The following is a 16,438-nucleotide window of genomic DNA, read 5'->3' as shown; positions in this document are numbered from 1 at the left end:
AAAAGGAGCAGGGGACATGAAGAAATTCATCAATCGCGTCGATGACTATCTGACCGAAAGCCTCGCGGGTTTCGCCGCGGCGCATGCGGACCTCGTGACGGTCAGCTTCGATCCGCTCTACATCGTGCGCAAGGTACTGAAGCCGGGCAAGGTCGCGATCATCTCGGGCGGAGGATCGGGTCATGAGCCGCTGCATGGCGGCTTCGTCGGGCACGGCATGCTCGATGCCGCGTGCCCCGGACAGGTCTTTACATCGCCTACGCCCGATCAGATGATGGCCGCGGCCCAGGCGGCGGACACGGGTGCGGGCGTGCTGTTCATCGTGAAGAATTATTCAGGCGACCTGATGAACTTCGAGATGGCGTCAGAGCTGTGCGAGATGCCTAACGCGTCGGTGCTCGTCAACGACGATGTCGCCGTCGAGAACTCCAGCTTCACGACGGGACGGCGCGGCGTCGCGGGCACGGTGATCGTCGAGAAGCTCGTCGGCAGTTTCGCGGAAGCCGGCGCCGATCTGCAGGCCTGCCGGACGTTCGGCGAACGCGTGACGGCGCGGATCGCATCGATGGGCGTGGCGTTTTCGAGCTGCACGGTGCCCGCCGCGGGCAGGCCGACCTTCACGCTCGGCGACGATGAAATCGAGATCGGCGTGGGCATTCACGGCGAGCCGGGACGCAGACGCGCGAAGTTCGAAACGGCGAACGCGATCGCGGATGAATTGCTCGCGGCGATCGTCGATGATCTGAAGCCCGCGGCGGATGCGCCGTTGCTTCTGCTTGTCAATGGCCTGGGCGGCACGCCGTTGTCGGAACTCTATTTGCTCTACAACTCGGCGCGCACGTGGCTCGATGGGCGCGGGTTGAGCGTGGCGCGCTCACACGTGGGCGCGCTGACGACATCGCTGGAAATGGCGGGTGCGTCGATCACGCTATGCGCGCTCGATGATGAGATGATGAGACATTGGGACAGTCCGGTGCATACAGCGGGATTGCGTTGGGGAATGTGAGCGTCGATAGCGTGGCGTGGTCATCGGACGTCGTAATAAAAGGAGTTCGCGCGGCGGGAAGGGTATATAGTGAGCAGGCCGGTCTCACTACGTGGACCGGTCTTTCAGAGGTAGTCATGCGATTAGATATAAAGAAAGCAGTCCCTCTCGCGGCAAATGAGAGTGCTTACAACCGGGAGCGTCAGGCCCGGCTTCTCACGCTCAAAACCGAAGACGCCAACCGGGCGGACCAGAGGCGCATCAGCTATGCGCTCATCGATTCCACCGCAAGCAAGTGGCGATTTCCGCCAACGCCATAAGAGGCCGAGGCTGACTATGGCGCTTCATTTTCCGAATCCGAGCCGAAGCTACGATGCCGCCAGGCATTGCGTGTTTTTCTGGGGTTACGACGACTCGCGGGAAATCACGTTCGAGGTCGGCGGCGCAACGCTCAAAGGCCTGCAACCGGCGCTCGGGTCCGACGAGCGGTCGTTTCTCGTGGCATTCGACGAGTTCCGCGAAAAGCTGCTTGAAATCGCGCAAAAGCGATACGTTCGTGGCCCGCAGAATCGATATTCGATTTGATGAGGCTTCGGTCCGGCCTGGCCGCTGACGGCCGTGCAAACCGATCAAGGTATTGTCTTTCATGCAGCGAGTGATCGAGTATCGCGGGTTCGAGATTCACGTCGAATTGACGCCAGCCGATGAAGACACGTTCAACGTGATTTTCCAGATCAAAGGCGGCACCAATCTCGGCGTACTGGGCGCGCGAGGAGGCCGCATACCGCTGCGCAACGGGCCGTTCACGGAACGATGGGCGTACCTGGTTGCCGAGATTGCCGGACAAGCAGCGATCGACGTGTTGCTTGGGCCGGATGAGTGATTCCAGCTTTTCTCGTTTCGCTCTGAGCACGAACTTAGGAACCCTTATCATAAGTTCAAAAGTTCGATAATTTATGTTATGTAAAATCAACAACGCGCTGATCGGTCATCCATAATCTCCAAGGGACACCGACATCGAACTGTCGAGGAAGCCCCGCCCAAACCCCCGATCAAAAAATTTCGCCCAAAAACCCCCACAACGCGAAAGTTTCCCCTATAATTCGCGGCTTCCGTAGGCTCGTAGCTCAGCTGGTTAGAGCACCACCTTGACATGGTGGGGGTCGTTGGTTCGAGTCCAATCGAGCCTACCAGCGACATTCAAACGCACCGCGGCGATCTTTATCGCCGTGGTGCGTTTTCATTTCCGCGACCGCACTTCGGCGGCGCATCAGTCCCAGCAATTGCGGAACGCCACCGCGACGATCACGGGCACGGTAAGCACGAGCGGAATGGCGAAATACGGGATCTCGAGATGAACGATCCACGTGTAGATCAGCCACGCGACACCCAGCGCCAGCGTGGCGATGCCGATGAGCGCCGTCAGCACATTGAGCATGCGAGGCGACATCGGCTTGCGAGAGGTTTCTTTGCCCGAGGGAGTATCCATGGCGGCGGGCGCATTCGAGCGCGAGAGAAGTACATCTCGATTTTATACCGCCCTGCCCGCCGCCGTAGATCGTTTCCAGGCTTTCAAACCGGCTTCAGATATGGAAGAGTTGGGCCACCAGCGCCGCGCCCAGGAACGTCCCCGCGTTCGCGACGAACGACACCAGCACGATGCGCCAGCCGAGCCTTCTGAACGCCGGAATGTCCTTCGCGATCGACAATCCCGCGAAGGTCAGCATCGGCGTCGTCACGCCGAGGAAGTCGTTCTGCGCGCTCGCCGCGGCGATCTGCGCACCCCACGGACACCACGGCGACGTCAGGAACATCGCGACGATCGATACCCAGCACACAGCCGGAATCTTGCGCCCCGTCGCCCGCGCGATCGCGTCGCCGACGATCGTCGCGAGCACCATCACCGCCATGCCGGGCAAACCTTGCAGCGGCGTCGTGCCGTGCGTGATCCAGTCGGCGACGAGCGCCATCAGCGCGGTTGCGCCCCACGCAAGCATCTTGCCGCCGTAGCCGAGATGAGGCGCCTCGGTCTGTACGTCGCCCAGTTTCGGCGCCGATGAAGCCGTCTCGCCCGCGCTCGACGCCTTTGTCGTGCGGCCGATGAGCGGCTCCAGCAGCCGATAGCCCCATACGGCCATCGGCAGCGAGATGAAGAGCGTGAAGTACGTGCCGATGGTCGTCGTGATCAGATTGCTCGCCGCCGCGAACGTGAGCACGGCTTTCGCCGTCTCCGGGTCCTGCTGCGCGGCGATCGCGCCCGACGCCGCCGCCATCATGCTGCCCGAGCCGACGCCCGAACCCATCGCGAGCGCGAGCGGATGAAAGATGTGCAGGCTCGCGACGAAGCCCGCGAAGATCGCGATGAACACCGCGCCGAACACCGTGCCCGTCAGATATTCCGCGAGCACACCGCGACCTTCGGCGGAATCCATGCCGTATTTTTCGCCGATGATCGCGAGGCTCGGTTCGCGCCCGACCGAAAACGTCGCGCCGATCGCCTCGCGCTTGATGCCGAGCAGAAGCGCGAGCGGCAAGCCGAGCAGGATCGTGCCGACGAAGTGGCCGAGTTCCTGAAACGCGAGCGCCCATCCCGCCGCGGCAAGCTTCGGCAATGCGCTGCCGACCAGGAGGCCGAGCTTCGCGACGAACAGCAGGAGCGCGGGCTGCAGGATCGCGGCGGCGTAGAACTGGCTGCGCACGTCGAGCCGCGCCGGGCTTTTCCAGCGCTCGGAGACGAGACCGAGCGCGGCGCCGAGCAACAGCGCCCAGATCATCGGAAGCAGAATGACCTTGCCCGGGCCGATCCTGAACGTGAACGACCCGATGAACTCCGCGATCAACAGAATGACCGCCGCATAGAAAAAGAGCTTCGCGGTTCTGAGGCCGCTTCCTTCCGCGCGATCCGCGCTCAACGTGCTTTGCATTCCCTTCTCCCCTTGATTGCCCGGACGCCGCCGTCATGGCGACGCCCGGGCGTTTTTGATCATAGATAGCCGAACGTCGTGGCCGGATCCTTTGCCGTTTCGACCCACACGCTCTTGGTCTGCGTGTACTCGTAAAGCGCCTCGACGCCGCTGGATCGTCCGTAGCCGCTCAGACCATAACCGCCGAATGGCGACGCGACGTTGATCGTCTTGTAGCCGTTGACCCAGAACGTGCCCGCATCGACCTGGCTTGCGACGCGCAGCGAACGCGCGACGTCGTTGGTCCATACCGCGCCCGCGAGACCGAAGTCGGTGTCGTTGGCGATCGCGACGGCTTGCTCTTCCGTGTCGAACGGAATCGCCGCGACCACGGGCCCGAAGATCTCCGTGCGCGCGACGTCCATGTCGTTAGTCACGCCGGCGAGCACGGTCGGAGCGACATAGTAGCCCGCATCCGAGCGCTCGGCCGAGCCGGCCGCGAGCGTCGCGCCATCGGCGATGCCCTTGCCGATCATCGACATCACGTGATCGTACTGCCTGCGATTGTTGATCGGGCCGACTTCGGTCGCATCATCGAGCGGCGCGCCGACTCTGATCTTTTTCGCCCCCGCTGCGACCATCGCGACGAATTCGTCGTAGACGGAACGCTGCACCAGCAAGCGCGAACCCGCGACGCAGCTTTGCCCCGCGCCCGCGAAAATCGCCGCCTGCGCGGTCAGCGCGGCGCGCTTGAGATCCGCATCGGCGAAGATGATATTGGCCGACTTGCCGCCCAGTTCCAGCACGCAAGGGAGCACGCGTTTCGCCGCGCTTTCGGCGATACGCGCGCCCGTCGCCGGCGAGCCGACGAACACGACTTTCTTCACCGCCTTGTGCGCGATCGCCGCTTGCGCGACCGTCTGCCCGAGTCCCGCGAGCACATTGATGAGGCCCTTCGGCGCACCGCCGCGCTCCGCCAGCAAGCCGATCACGATCGATGTGAACGGCGTGAGCTCCGACGGCTTGAGCAACACCGCATTGCCCATCGAGATGGCGGGCGCGACCTGCCAGCCGCACGTGAAGACGGGCGCGTTCCACGGCGTGATCTGCAGCACGGTGCCCGTCGGCTCGCGGCGCGTGTAGTTCAGATGCGAACTCGGCACGGGAATGACGTCGCCATAGAACTTGTCGGCCCAGCCGCCGTAGTACTCGAACATCTCGGCGACCTTCGCGACTTCGCCACGGCAATCGCGAATCGGCTTGCCCGAGCCGCGCGCTTCCAGCCGCGCGATCTGTTCCGCTTCCTTGCGAATCTCGCGCGCGATCTCGAACATCACGCGGCCGCGCGCCGCATGGGTGAGCGCCCACCATTGCTTTTGCGCACGCGTGGCCGCAGCCGCCGCCTGCTCGACGACGGCCGCGCCGCCGTCCTTGTACGCGAGACTCGGCTTGCCGGTGGCGGCGTCGTAAAGCTGGATGGTTTCGCCCGCGCCTTCGATCAGTTCACCACCGACATACGAGCCGATCGTCTTCGCGTCCGGAAAGAAATGTTTGAATGCCGCGAGAAGCTGTTCTGCTGCGTCGTATTCCATTTTTTCTGTTCCCCTTACTTCGATTCGATGAACTGCACGATGCGATTGAAATCCTCCGCGTCGCCGATGCTCGCCTCGCTCGCCGCCCACAGGCGCCCCGCTTCCTTCGCGATGGGCGCATTCTCGTGGACGCCATCGAGCAGGGCCATCGCGAGGCGCACGTCCTTGCGCATGAGCTTCATCGTGAAGCCGGAGTCGAACTTGCCGTTGAAGATCCACGTCGGATAGTTGGTGAGCGTCGCGCTGTTGCGGCCCGAGCCGCCGTTGAGCGCCTCGACGAGCTTTTCCGGATCGACGCCCGACGCTTTCGCCGCACGCACCGCCTCGCTCGCCGCGAGCAGATGCACGCCCGTCAGCATGTTGTTGATGATCTTCGTCACATGACCCGCGCCGACCGGCCCGACATGCACGCGCTTCGCGCTGATCACCGCGAGGATCGGTTCGACGGCGGCGACGTCCGCTTCCGAGCCGCCGAGAACCATCGTCATCGTGGCGGTCGCTGCGCCTTTCGGGCCGCCGCTCACGGGGCCATCGACGAAACCGATCCCGCATTCCGCGAGCGCGGCCGCGACCTTCTTCGTGCTGGCCGGATCGGCGGTGGTCGTATCGACGACGATCAGCCCGGCTTTCCCGTTCGATGCGACGCCGTCCTTCCCGAGCACGACTTCTTCGACGATCGCCGATGTCGGCAACGACAGTATCAGCACGTCGACCTCGCTCGCGATGGCCGCGATCGACGCGCGCGCCTCGATGCCGTCCGGCTGTAACGCCTGCGCCACGCCTTGCGCGGCATCGAAACCGAGCACGCGATACCCGCCGCGTCTGGCCGAGCGCGCCATGCCGCGTCCCATGTTTCCCAGACCGATCACACCTACCGTCTTCATCAGCGAATTCTCCTTCTCATGCGCGCCGTGCTTCGGGCAGCCGGTCCGCGTTCCTGTCATCTTCGGTCGTGAAAGCCGTACAATCAATCAACGCCAATATTGGAAGTGTTCTGTTTTTTAGAACACTCGATTCCGATGACCGATAACCTCACCGACAGCCGCATCGTCTATTTCTTCGAGGCCGTGCGCTGCGGGACCATCCGCGCGGCGGCCGACTATCTCAACGTCGCGCCATCGGCGGTCAGCCGGCAGATCGGCCTGCTGGAAAAGGAACTGGACGCGGCGCTCGTCGAACGGCACGCGCGCGGCGTGAAGACGACCGAAGCCGGGCAATGCGTGATCGAATACTTTCGCGAGCAGCTCGCGCATCGCGACGATCTGCTCTCGCGTCTTCAGGCATTGCGAGGATTGCGCACGGGCCAGGTGAATATCGTGCTCGGCGAAGGCTTCGTATCCGATCTTCTGTCGGGGCCGATGCAGCAGTTCTGCAAGCAATACACGGGCATCAAGGTGAACCTCGATCTCGGCGGCACCAACGATGTGATCCGCAAGATCTCCGAGGACGAAGGCGAAATCGGCCTCGTCTATAACCCGCCGCAGGAACCGAAGCTCGTATCGCGCGCGATCAAGCGACAGCCGATGATGGCGATCGTCGGCCCGAACTTTCCGCGCAAGGAACGCAAGTCGATGAACGTGCAGGAACTCGCGCAGCATCCGCTCGCGGTGACGCACGCGTCGTACGGCACGCGGCAGATGCTGCAGGCTGTGGAGTATGCGGAAAAGTTGAAGCTCGATCCGGTCGTGACGACGAACTCCATCGCCATTCTGAAGCAGTTCGTCAAGTCGGGACTCGGCATCACCGTGCTGCCCGCGTTCGCCGTGACGAGCGAGATGGAAGCCGGCGATCTCTTTGCCATCGACATCACGCATCCGATTCTCGCCGATGCCGAAGCCCATCTCGTCACGCGCGCCGGACGCAGGCTATCGGTTGCGTCGAACCGGATGCTGCAACTCATGACCGCGCAGATGCGGGCGTTTCGCTAGTCCGTTAGCATCGTGATCGTGCAGTCAAACAAGGAGGACACGGCATGATCGACGATACAGACAAGAAGCATCTGATTCGCTGCATCGAACTGGCGCAGGAGGCGCTCGACAATGGCGACGAGCCCTTCGGCTCGATGCTCGTCGCAAGCGACGGGCGCGTGCTTTTCGAAGACCGCAATCGCGTGAGCGGCGGCGATCAGACGCGGCACCCGGAATTCGAAATTGCGAAATGGGCGGCGCAGAACGTGCCAGAAGCCGAACGCAAGGACGCGGTCGTGTACACGTCCGGCGAGCATTGCCCGATGTGCGCGGCGGCCCATGCGTGGGTCGGTCTGGGGCGCATCGTCTATGCGGCGTCAACGGAACAGTTCACGCGCTGGCGTGCCGAACTCGGCGCGAAGCCGGGGCGCGTGCGTGCGCTGGCGATTCAGGAAGTTATCGAAGATACCGTCGTCGATGGTCCCGTCGATGAATTCGCCGAACGCATCAAGGCGCTTCACGTGGCGCACTATCGAAAGGCGGGTGCTCAGTAGTAGATCGTCATGGGTATGCCCGCCGCATCGGTTTGAATCTCTTCGGGCAGATGGCATGCTTGTCCCGACGCGATGCGGCGTGCGCTCCATAGCACGGCAAAGGCATCGAGCACGTCGTCTCGGGAAGCCTGCGCGGGATTGCGCGCGGCGAGCGCCGCATCGACTGCGCTGCCGAAGCACTGCACGAGCAACGCGTGACGTAGCGCAAACCCCGGCGCGTGCGCCTTGCTTTCGTGCAGACCGTGCGCCGGGCCGCCCTGCTCCATTCGCAAGTGCATGAAGCTCAGTTCGGGATGCACTTCGAATACGCGCGCCGCTGCGCCCGCGCGCATGCGCAGCACATCATCGACTTCAGCGATCTTGCCGCGAATATGGAAGGCCTGAATGGAAATTCGCTTTCCCGATGCAGCGTGGTTGACGTCGCATGCTTCGCGATAGTTCGATGCGGCCAGTGCTGCGCGTGTCGGTGGAGAAAAGACGGAGCTTGCGCGAGGACGCCCGAGCAGCTTGCGGGCGAGCGTGTCGCATGCGCGGGCGCCGTTCGCGGCCAGTCCGACTGGAATATCGACGGCCACGACAGCATGCGCCCGCGCCCATTCGAGCAGGTCATCGAAGTGGCCGACGACGCTCGTCGTGATGATCCCGCTACGTCCGCATTGCCTTGCGACGAACCAGCCCGCCTTGCATCCGTCGACGCCCAATAGATCGGCATCTGTATCGAGCTCGTTGTTCATGCGGCAATGGTATCAACGATCGCGGATGCTCACGCCGCGCGCACGCGCTCCACTTCCGTGCCGGGCACGTCGTCGCGTTCGTTGCACAGCGTGAAGTCGAAGTCGATGAGCGCGAAGCGTCCTTCCACACCATACGGCTTGCCTTCGGCCCCTTCGGCTTTTTTCACTTCGGGCACGAGTCCGTCGCGCGTCGCGAACGCGAAGTCGTCCCACAGATACGGATCGCCCTCGATATTGATCTGCGTGGTCAGCTTGCGATAACCCGGCGCCGACACGAAGAAGTGAATATGCGCCGGACGATGACCGTGCCGGCCGAGCTGATCGAGCAATTGCTGTGTCTTTCCGCCGGGCGGCACGCTATAGCCGACCGGCACGACGCTCGTGAATGCGTATTGGCCGTCGCCATCGGTGCGAATCGAGCGGCGCAGGTTGAACGCGGACTGCGACTTGTCGAAGTACGAGTAATTGCCGAGATGATTCGCGTGCCACACTTCGACCAATGCATTCGCGAGCGGCGCGCCGTCCTGCGTCAATACACGGCCACGCATCACCAGCGTTTCGCCGAGGCTCGTGCCATCGTCGAGTCGCGCATGTCCGACCAATTCCGGCGCGCCCGACACATAGAGCGGCCCTTCGATGGTGCGCGGCGTGCCGCCTTCGAGACCTGCCTTCGCTTCCTTTTCGTCGAGACGCGCATCGAGAAAATGCTCGAAGCCGAGGCCCGCGGCGATCAGGCCGAACTCGCCGCTCTGTCCGGTTTCGCCGAGATAGTTCAGCGCGGCCCAGAACTCGCCCGGGGTAACGTCAAGGTCCTCGATCGTGTAGAAAAGATCGCGCACGATGCGGTTCACGATTGCTTTCGTGCGTGCGTTGCCTTCGTTCGTGGCGCTGTCGTTGATTTTTTTCAGCAGCGCGTCGATGGTTGCTCTGTTCATTTTCGATGTCTCCGTGAGTCGGTATGTGTGGGGATGTTTCGATGATCGATGCATTGCGATGGACGCTCGCAACGAAATTAAACGACACGCATATATCGGTCAAATCAGTCATATAAGCCGATGCGCATCCATAAGATTGATCGGTCGAACCAACACGCAAACGAAAAAAACCCGGCGGGGAATCATCCCGGCCGGGTCAACGCACGCCCTCGGAAATATTTAGAAGTTATGCCGTATGCCCACCGTCACGGACAGTTGTCGGTCGCTGTTCGAGTTGGGCAGATTGGGAATCTGCGCGTAATTCGCCGGGCCGCCCGTCGCGGGATCGATGCCGAGTCCCGCTCCTACCGCCTTCTGCATGATCGCGACACCATACAGCGCGGTGCGCTTCGATAGCGAGTAATTCGCGCCGAGGTTCACCTGATGAAAGCGCGTCGATGAACTGCCGTCGGGTTTCGCATTGTTATAGATGTAGGCGAGACCCAGTTGCAGGAACGGCGTAGCCGCGTAAGTCAGATTCACTTCGCCGATATCGAATGCGATATCGCGGCCCTGCGGATTGGCGCTATCGGCGAAGAACTGGCTATGCTCAAGGCGAGTATGCGTATAGGTCAACGCGATGGTCGCGGGCCCGATCGCATACGATGCGCCCGCGCCATACGCTTTGAGCGCTTCCGCATTCTGCAACTGACAATACAGCGCCGACGGATTCGAGCAGGCGAAATCACCGATATAGCCGTTCGTACCGCCCAAAGCCGCATCGAGCGGATTACGCAGGTTCAGATAGCCCGCGCTGATGGAAACGGGCAAACGCGTATAAGCCGCCGCGACGGAATAGCCGCGCCGTTGTGCGAAATCGCCGGCCACACCGCCGAGGCTATACGTGCCACCTAACGAGAAACCGTTCCAGTCCGGGCTCGTATACTTGATCGAGTTGTTGAAGTTGAACGCTTCGTTCAGGTTGTCGACGTCGCCGATGTGCGAGCCGTAGAGCGTCGCCCATGAATTGCTCGATACGTAAACCCCGAGAAAATCCGAATACGAATCGTATTGGCGTCCGAGCGACAACGTACCGAACTGCTCGTGCGCCAGTCCCACCCAGGCCTGACGGTTGAACAGCGCCCCGCCCTGCACCAAGCCACCCGTTCCCGTATAGAAGCTGTTCTCCACGTTGAACTTCGCTTGCAAGCCGCCGCCCAGATCTTCCACCCCGAGCAAGCCGAAGCGCGAAGGCACGAGATTGCCGCCCGAGAATGCAAAGTTATGCCCCGAACTGACGCTGCCGTCCGCGTTGGTGACTTGCTGATTGGTCGTGTAGGTCAGCCCGGCATCGACGGTGCCGTACAGCGTCACCGTGCCTTGCGCCGATGCGCTCGCGCACACGGCGAGCGCCGCCGTCGAAACGAGCTGCCGCGCGATCGTTTTAGTTGTCATGCGAGCGTCCTCACGCGTAGTTGATCAGCACCGACTTGGTTTCGGTGTACATGTCGATCACCGCGCGTCCGAGTTCACGCCCGAAACCCGATTGCTTGAAGCCGCCGAAAGGCATCGCGTTGTCGAGAAGCGAATGACAATTGACCCACACGGTGCCCGCCTTGATGCGCGGCACGAGCTTGTGAATCGCCGAGAGATTGTTCGACCAGATGCTCGCGCCGAGTCCGTAGGGTGTGTCGTTCGCTTTCGCGACGACGCTGTCGATATCGCTGAACGGCATCGCGACGAGCACCGGCCCGAAGATCTCTTCGCGCACGACCTTCATCGAATGATCCGTATCGACGAGCACGGTCGGCTTCACGAAGAAACCCGCGCCTTCCTTGCGCGCACCGCCCGCGATCGCGCGCGCGCCTTCATCGCGTCCCGCTTCGATATAACCGAGCACGCGATCCATCTGCCGCGCCGACACGAGCGGACCGATCTGCGTCGATGCATCGAGGCCCGGTCCCATCGGCAAGGATTGAGCGATGGCGGCGACGCGTTCCATCACGCGATCGAATACCTTATCGTGCACATAGACGCGCGAACCCGCGGTGCAGACTTGTCCCGAGTTGAAGAAGATCGCATTGGCGACGCCTTCGGCCGCTTTGTCGATATCGACATCGGGCAGCACGATCACCGGCGACTTGCCGCCGAGTTCGAGCGACATGCGCGTCATGTTATCGAGCGCCGCGTGACCGATTGCCTTACCGGTCGGCGTCGAACCCGTGAACGCGATCTTGTCGATGCCGGGATGACGCGCGAGCGCCGCGCCCGCCGTGCGGCCGAGGCCCGTGACCACATTCACGACGCCCTTCTCGATGCCCGCCTCTTCGATCAGCATCGCGAGGCGCAATGCGGAAAGCGGCGTGTCTTCAGCGGGTTTCAGCACGACGGTGCAACCCGTCGCGAGCGCGGGCGCGAGCTTCCACGAAGCCATCAGCAACGGGAAATTCCACGGAATGATCGCGCCGACGACACCCACCGCTTCCTTGCGCGTATAGCCGAAGAAATCGTTCGACGGGCTATACGGAATGGATGCTTCGATGGTGTTGCCTTCGATCTTCGTCGCCCAGCCGGCCATATAGCGAAAGCATTGCGCGGCCATCGACACATCGAGCCCTTGCGCCACCGTCACCGGCTTGCCGTTGTCGAGCGATTCGATTTCCGCGAGCTCGCGCGCATTCGCTTCGATCAGATCGGCGACGCGCAGCAAGAGGCGTTCGCGATCGGTCGGCTTCATGCGCGACCACGCGGAGTCGTCGAATGCGCGGCGCGCGGCGAGCACCGCACGATCCACATCGGTTTCGTCGGCGCTCGGCACGCGGGCGAGCAGTTCGCCATCGGCGGGATTGATCACGTCGAGTGTCGCGCCGCTTGCGCTTTCCACCCATGCGCCGTCGATCAACATTTTCTTTGCCGATGCGACGAACGCGCGCGTCGAATCGAGCATCGCGAGATGCTGGCTGTTATTCATCAAGGTGTCTCCTAGTAATGTTCGGGGACGGCGTCGACGCCGTTCTCCTGCAATTCCTTCACGAGCTTCATGCGTGTGCGCGCGACATCGGTGAGCGCGGGACGCCGATGCGCCGCGATTTCTTCCGCCGTATAGGGCTTGAACGATGCGGGCCGCGATTGCTCGTTCATCGTCGCGAGCAGCCAGTTCAGGACGTTCGCGAGCTCGGCATCGTTCAATGCGGAATTGGCCGCGCCCGGCACACGCATCACGAACTGACGGCCCTCGGGCATCGAGACGAAGTGACCGAGCGAGTTACGCAACGCGGGCACTTTGCCGGGGATGCCGGAGCCATCGGCGGTGTGACATCCCATGCAATTGAGGACCCAGTCCTGACGCGCGCGCGGCGCGTCGTACTCCTCCGCCTGCGCCTGCGGCGCGGCCGCCATGAAGAGCGCGGCAAGCGCTGCCGCCACGAGGACCGCGCGCGGCTTCATAGCCCGAGGCCCTTCACGACCGCATCGCGACGCTGATGCACGGCGGTCTGATCGAGCGGCCCCGCGCGCCATGCCTTGACCTCGGCGACGTCGAAGGGCTTGGCTGAACCGTGCTCCGCGTTGAGATCGAACACGACGTAGTTCAGCACGTCGGCGATCTCTTCATCGGAGAGCGATGCGAAGCTCGGCATCTTGAAGTTGTAGCTCTTCTCCTTGACCTTGATCGGACCGAACATGCCATAGAGCACGGTATGCCCTAATTGGGAACGGCCATCGGGCGAGCCAGCATATTTTCCCGGATACTCGACGAGCGGCGGCGCGAGTCCGTCCATGCCCTTGCCGCCCGCCTGATGGCAGACGGCGCACTTGCCGTCGAATGTCGATTTGCCGCCGGGATAATGCACCGTTTGCGCGAATGCCTGAGGCGCAAGACTCATCGCGCCGGCGGCGAGCGCCGCCATCAAAACACTTGCCGTCTTCATTGCGTTGCCGCTCCCAACAGTACCGATACCGAGCAGTGATAATTCGAATTGCCGTTCGCCATGCACCAGTTGATATCGTTATTGAGCGACAGCTTGTAGAGCGGCTTCTCGCGTTCATTGCGATTGCAGAAGCAACGCCCGCAACTCGTCTTGCCGCAGCAGTCGTTGTAGGACACGATGTAATCCGAGCCGTCGTGCGGATTGCGGCATGTGCCGATCCACGTGATCGGCGACGGCGTCGTGCCCGGCGGGCAACTGCTCGACGTGCCGCCGCAGCAACTGCAAAGCCAGCCGTCGATCGCGCAATACTTCCAGTAGTCGCAGCTCGTCGGATCGTCGCTTGCCGATGCGCCCGGCTTCTTCGGCTCCGTCGCATACGCGGTCCGATCCACCGGCAGCAGCGGCACCATCGCCGAGCCGACCAGCACCTTGCCGAGCTTCGCCATCGCACTGCGCCGCGAGCTGCGCTGCGCGACGCCGCGCGCCTTATGTTCGAAGAATGAATCCAGCCATTTCATGGACGCTCACCTGTAGGAATGAATGATTTATTGGCGTCTTCAGGCGTGCTGCCCGACTTGACCTTCATGTTCGTGATGCGCGTGATCGTCATGCTTGCCGTGCACGAACTCCTGCAGCGAAGCGACACCGCGTTCTTTCGCTTCGAACAGGCTTTCCAGATGCTCACGCGTATTCACGAGACCCTTCGCGCGGACCTTGCCTTCTTCGTCGAGCAACACGGCATAAGGCAGCTTGCCGATCTGATAGGAAAGGCCGAGTTCCTGCGACAGCACATAGGGGTATTGCGAGAGACCGGTCTTGCGATAGAAGGCCGAGTGCTCGTCGAATTCGCCATCGCTTGCGAGCACGATGTCCGTATTGCCTTCGCGTGCCTGGATCGACGGCAGCAAGGGCAACAGCTTCTTGCACACGGGGCACGTCGGCGAGAGGAAGAACACCAGCGTGTTGCGCTTCGAGTTCGACAGGCCGCCGACCTTCACCGCGCGGCCCGCGATATCGCCCAGTTCGAACACCGGTGCAATGGTGCCGACTGCCGGGCCCTTGTCGATCATGAGCGCGCCCGCGGGCATCATGCGTTCATAGAGAATGCCGACTTGGCGAACGAGTGCGAGACAGATCGCGCCGAGCGCGAGCAAAGCGGCCCACGACAGTGCGGCCGAAATCATCAGGGCGGTTTGCATCATGAATTCCTCAGAGAATCGAGCTTGGGAAGATTGACCAGCAGCACGTCGAGCGTGAACCACGCGGCGACGGCGAATAATGTGCAGGCGCCTGCGCTCAGGTAGTCGAAGCCGATGAGCGCGCGAGCAGTCGAGGGTACGAGCGCGGCGGTCGCGAGCGCGGCCAGCATCAGGGCGCGCGATACATGCCACCAGCCGATGGACTTGGGCGCGCGTTCCGTGGCGCGTGCCGCGATGAAGCCCGAGCAGCCGCAATCGATATCGGTATGACCACGCAACACGTTGATCGCGAGCGCCGCGCCGAAGAGCGTGAACAACGCGATCAGCACGAGGGCGCTGACCGTGCGCGTATCGGCGAACAAGAGGCCGATTGCGCCCGCGGTTTCCAGCGCGGGAAACGCGAACGACAAAGGCGTCAGCGCGAACGACGGCAGCAACGCGAACGCTTCGAGCGACGCGCGAAAACGCGCCGGCTCGCGCCACTTCGGCGCGGCGCTCGCGAGCGCGATGATCGTCGCGGACGCGATGCACACCATGAGAATGACGGGATCGATCATCGCGTCACCTCAGGGATTGAGCAGCAGCGTCGACGTCGTGCCGAGCTGCTTTTCGACGTGCTGGCGCTTGCCGGTCGTCGCATCGATCAGGACGAGATCGGAGGTCGGCGTAAGGCCGTAGAAGAGCGGCTTGTCGTCGGTGCTGACCTGAATCGAGAGGAGCGGGTCGATTTTCTGCTTCGCGAGATCCCAGCGCGCCACGCGCTTCTTGCTCTCGGTGTCGTAGACCCAGATCTCGGTGCCCGGATCCTTGTGCGAGCCGTCCGCGCCCTTGTGCATCGCGACGTAGAGGCGATGAGTGGCCGTGCTCAGCGCGGTCTGCTGCAAGCCGCCCGGACGCCAGCCTGCCTTGCGCTCCTGATCGCTCAGCAAGGACCACGATGTGCCGAACACAGGCGCATCGCCGGAGAAGTCGGCGGTGCGCACATTGCCGTGGAAGGTCGTGAACACGTACTTGTTGCCGTCACGCACGGCGTTGACGAACGCGGGATCGTGATCGACATCGATGAACGCGTCGGAGAGCTTGCGGCTCGCTTCCTTGCCCGTGGCATCGAGCCTGACCGTGAGCGCCTTGCCGCTTTCGCACAGCGCCGAGAAGCGGTCGTTGCCGCTCGGATATGCGAGCACGCAGCCATCGGTATCGATCTCGCCGAGCACCTTCTTCGCGGCCGTATCGATGACGGTTACCGAGGTCGACGGCGTGATGTTCGACACATACAGGCGGCTGCCGTCTTCCGAAAGATTCGTGAGGTAAGGCGTCGGCACGGTCTGACCATGCTTGGCCGGGATCACGATTTCACCGGTCACGTCGAGTGTCGTGTTATCGATGATCTCGACCACATCCGTACGCGCGCCGTGACTGCCGCGCGCGAAGTACGTCGTCGCGACATAGCTCGTCTTGTGATCGGGCGAGATCGTGAAACCCGGAGCGAAGCCGGCGTCGATCTCGCCGACGAAGCGTTTCGTGTCGCCGTCGAACACATGAACCCGCGCATCGGTCATGCTCGCAAACGAGACATCCGTGACGAACACGCGATGCGGGCTATACGGCGGCACCTTCGCCACCGTCAGTTCTTCCGGCTTTTCGGCCGCGCCCGCGTGCGACTGACACGCAAGCAATCCATAGAATAAGGCCCCCATGGCGGTGGCCAGCCGTCTCAGCTT

Annotated in this window: 19 protein-coding genes and 1 tRNA gene; 6 read left to right on the top strand and 14 right to left on the bottom strand. The window is 62.5% G+C overall.

Annotated features, from left to right (window positions below):
- Positions 1–16 precede the first annotated feature (16 nt).
- From dhaK to IAG25_RS19505, 4 genes are all read left to right on the top strand, one after another.
- Positions 17–1,006: a dihydroxyacetone kinase subunit DhaK gene (dhaK, locus tag IAG25_RS19520; RefSeq protein ID WP_187606316.1), complete on the top strand. Its 990-nt coding sequence runs from the start codon at positions 17–19 to the stop codon at positions 1,004–1,006.
- 315 nt (positions 1,007–1,321) lie between these two features.
- Positions 1,322–1,570 (top strand): DUF1488 domain-containing protein, encoded by a 249-nt coding sequence (locus IAG25_RS19515; protein WP_187606315.1) that lies wholly within the window; start codon positions 1,322–1,324, stop codon positions 1,568–1,570.
- 61 nt (positions 1,571–1,631) lie between these two features.
- Positions 1,632–1,868, top strand: a complete 237-nt coding sequence (locus IAG25_RS19510) for a hypothetical protein (RefSeq protein WP_187606314.1) — start codon at positions 1,632–1,634, stop codon at positions 1,866–1,868.
- A gap of 233 nt (positions 1,869–2,101) precedes the next feature.
- Positions 2,102–2,178, top strand: a tRNA-Val gene (locus tag IAG25_RS19505).
- A 77-nt stretch (positions 2,179–2,255) separates the two neighbouring features.
- Here IAG25_RS19505 and IAG25_RS19500 read toward each other — a convergent pair.
- From IAG25_RS19500 to IAG25_RS19485, 4 genes are all read right to left on the bottom strand, one after another.
- Positions 2,256–2,474, bottom strand: a complete 219-nt coding sequence (locus IAG25_RS19500) for a hypothetical protein (protein ID WP_187606313.1) — start codon at positions 2,472–2,474, stop codon at positions 2,256–2,258.
- Between the two features lie 94 nt (positions 2,475–2,568).
- Complete coding sequence (locus IAG25_RS19495; protein WP_187606312.1) at positions 2,569–3,909, bottom strand: DUF3100 domain-containing protein; 1,341 nt, start codon at positions 3,907–3,909, stop codon at positions 2,569–2,571.
- Between the two features lie 59 nt (positions 3,910–3,968).
- Entirely contained in the window at positions 3,969–5,480 is a 1,512-nt protein-coding gene (locus tag IAG25_RS19490) for an aldehyde dehydrogenase family protein (protein ID WP_187606311.1), read from the bottom strand.
- 14 nt (positions 5,481–5,494) lie between these two features.
- Positions 5,495–6,364: an NAD(P)-dependent oxidoreductase gene (locus IAG25_RS19485; RefSeq protein WP_187606310.1), complete on the bottom strand. Its 870-nt coding sequence runs from the start codon at positions 6,362–6,364 to the stop codon at positions 5,495–5,497.
- A gap of 135 nt (positions 6,365–6,499) precedes the next feature.
- Between IAG25_RS19485 and IAG25_RS19480 the strand changes: the two genes are divergently transcribed.
- Together IAG25_RS19480 and IAG25_RS19475 are read left to right on the top strand one after the other, a co-directional pair.
- Positions 6,500–7,408 carry a LysR family transcriptional regulator gene (locus IAG25_RS19480; protein ID WP_187606309.1) on the top strand — a complete coding sequence of 303 codons (909 nt, stop codon included), beginning with the start codon at positions 6,500–6,502 and terminating at the stop codon, positions 7,406–7,408.
- Between the two features lie 44 nt (positions 7,409–7,452).
- On the top strand, positions 7,453–7,941 hold the full coding sequence (locus IAG25_RS19475; RefSeq protein WP_187606308.1) for a nucleoside deaminase: 489 nt from the start codon (positions 7,453–7,455) through the stop codon (positions 7,939–7,941).
- On the opposite strand, the gene IAG25_RS19470 is transcribed toward IAG25_RS19475, so the two are convergent.
- The 10 genes from IAG25_RS19470 to IAG25_RS19425 form a co-directional block, all read right to left on the bottom strand.
- Positions 7,935–8,675, bottom strand: a complete 741-nt coding sequence (locus IAG25_RS19470; protein WP_187606307.1) for a DUF429 domain-containing protein — start codon at positions 8,673–8,675, stop codon at positions 7,935–7,937. The two genes, IAG25_RS19475 and IAG25_RS19470, sit on opposite strands and share 7 nt — an antisense overlap.
- Positions 8,676–8,704: 29 nt before the next feature.
- Positions 8,705–9,610, bottom strand: coding sequence for a catechol 1,2-dioxygenase (catA, locus tag IAG25_RS19465; RefSeq protein ID WP_187606306.1), 906 nt, complete (start codon positions 9,608–9,610; stop codon positions 8,705–8,707).
- A 219-nt stretch (positions 9,611–9,829) separates the two neighbouring features.
- The gene (locus tag IAG25_RS19460) at positions 9,830–11,044 is read right to left on the bottom strand and encodes a porin (RefSeq protein ID WP_187606305.1); all 1,215 of its coding nucleotides are present in this window, start codon (positions 11,042–11,044) and stop codon (positions 9,830–9,832) included.
- A gap of 10 nt (positions 11,045–11,054) precedes the next feature.
- Positions 11,055–12,560 carry an aldehyde dehydrogenase family protein gene (locus IAG25_RS19455; protein WP_187606304.1) on the bottom strand — a complete coding sequence of 502 codons (1,506 nt, stop codon included), beginning with the start codon at positions 12,558–12,560 and terminating at the stop codon, positions 11,055–11,057.
- Positions 12,561–12,571: 11 nt separating this feature from the next.
- Positions 12,572–13,036, bottom strand: a complete 465-nt coding sequence (locus IAG25_RS19450) for a c-type cytochrome (RefSeq protein ID WP_187606303.1) — start codon at positions 13,034–13,036, stop codon at positions 12,572–12,574.
- Positions 13,033–13,518: a c-type cytochrome gene (locus tag IAG25_RS19445; protein WP_035501899.1), complete on the bottom strand. Its 486-nt coding sequence runs from the start codon at positions 13,516–13,518 to the stop codon at positions 13,033–13,035. Before IAG25_RS19445 ends, IAG25_RS19450 begins: the two co-directional genes overlap by 4 nt.
- The gene (locus IAG25_RS19440; RefSeq protein ID WP_035501898.1) at positions 13,515–14,036 is read right to left on the bottom strand and encodes a methylamine dehydrogenase light chain; all 522 of its coding nucleotides are present in this window, start codon (positions 14,034–14,036) and stop codon (positions 13,515–13,517) included. Before IAG25_RS19440 ends, IAG25_RS19445 begins: the two co-directional genes overlap by 4 nt.
- 39 nt (positions 14,037–14,075) lie before the next feature.
- Positions 14,076–14,720 carry a methylamine dehydrogenase accessory protein MauD gene (mauD, locus tag IAG25_RS19435; protein WP_187606302.1) on the bottom strand — a complete coding sequence of 215 codons (645 nt, stop codon included), beginning with the start codon at positions 14,718–14,720 and terminating at the stop codon, positions 14,076–14,078.
- A complete protein-coding gene (locus IAG25_RS19430; protein WP_187606301.1) occupies positions 14,717–15,274 on the bottom strand; it encodes a MauE/DoxX family redox-associated membrane protein in 558 nt (185 codons plus the stop codon). The genes mauD and IAG25_RS19430 overlap by 4 nt, the downstream gene beginning before the upstream one ends.
- A 9-nt stretch (positions 15,275–15,283) precedes the next feature.
- Entirely contained in the window at positions 15,284–16,414 is a 1,131-nt protein-coding gene (locus IAG25_RS19425; RefSeq protein WP_250484655.1) for an amine dehydrogenase large subunit, read from the bottom strand.
- Positions 16,415–16,438: the final 24 nt, after the last annotated feature.

It is taken from the genome of Caballeronia sp. EK, from assembly GCF_014384845.1.
Taxonomy (GTDB): domain Bacteria; phylum Pseudomonadota; class Gammaproteobacteria; order Burkholderiales; family Burkholderiaceae; genus Caballeronia; species Caballeronia jiangsuensis.
Note: the sequence above shows the minus strand (reverse complement) of the source record. Positions and strands in the feature narration are given on the sequence as shown.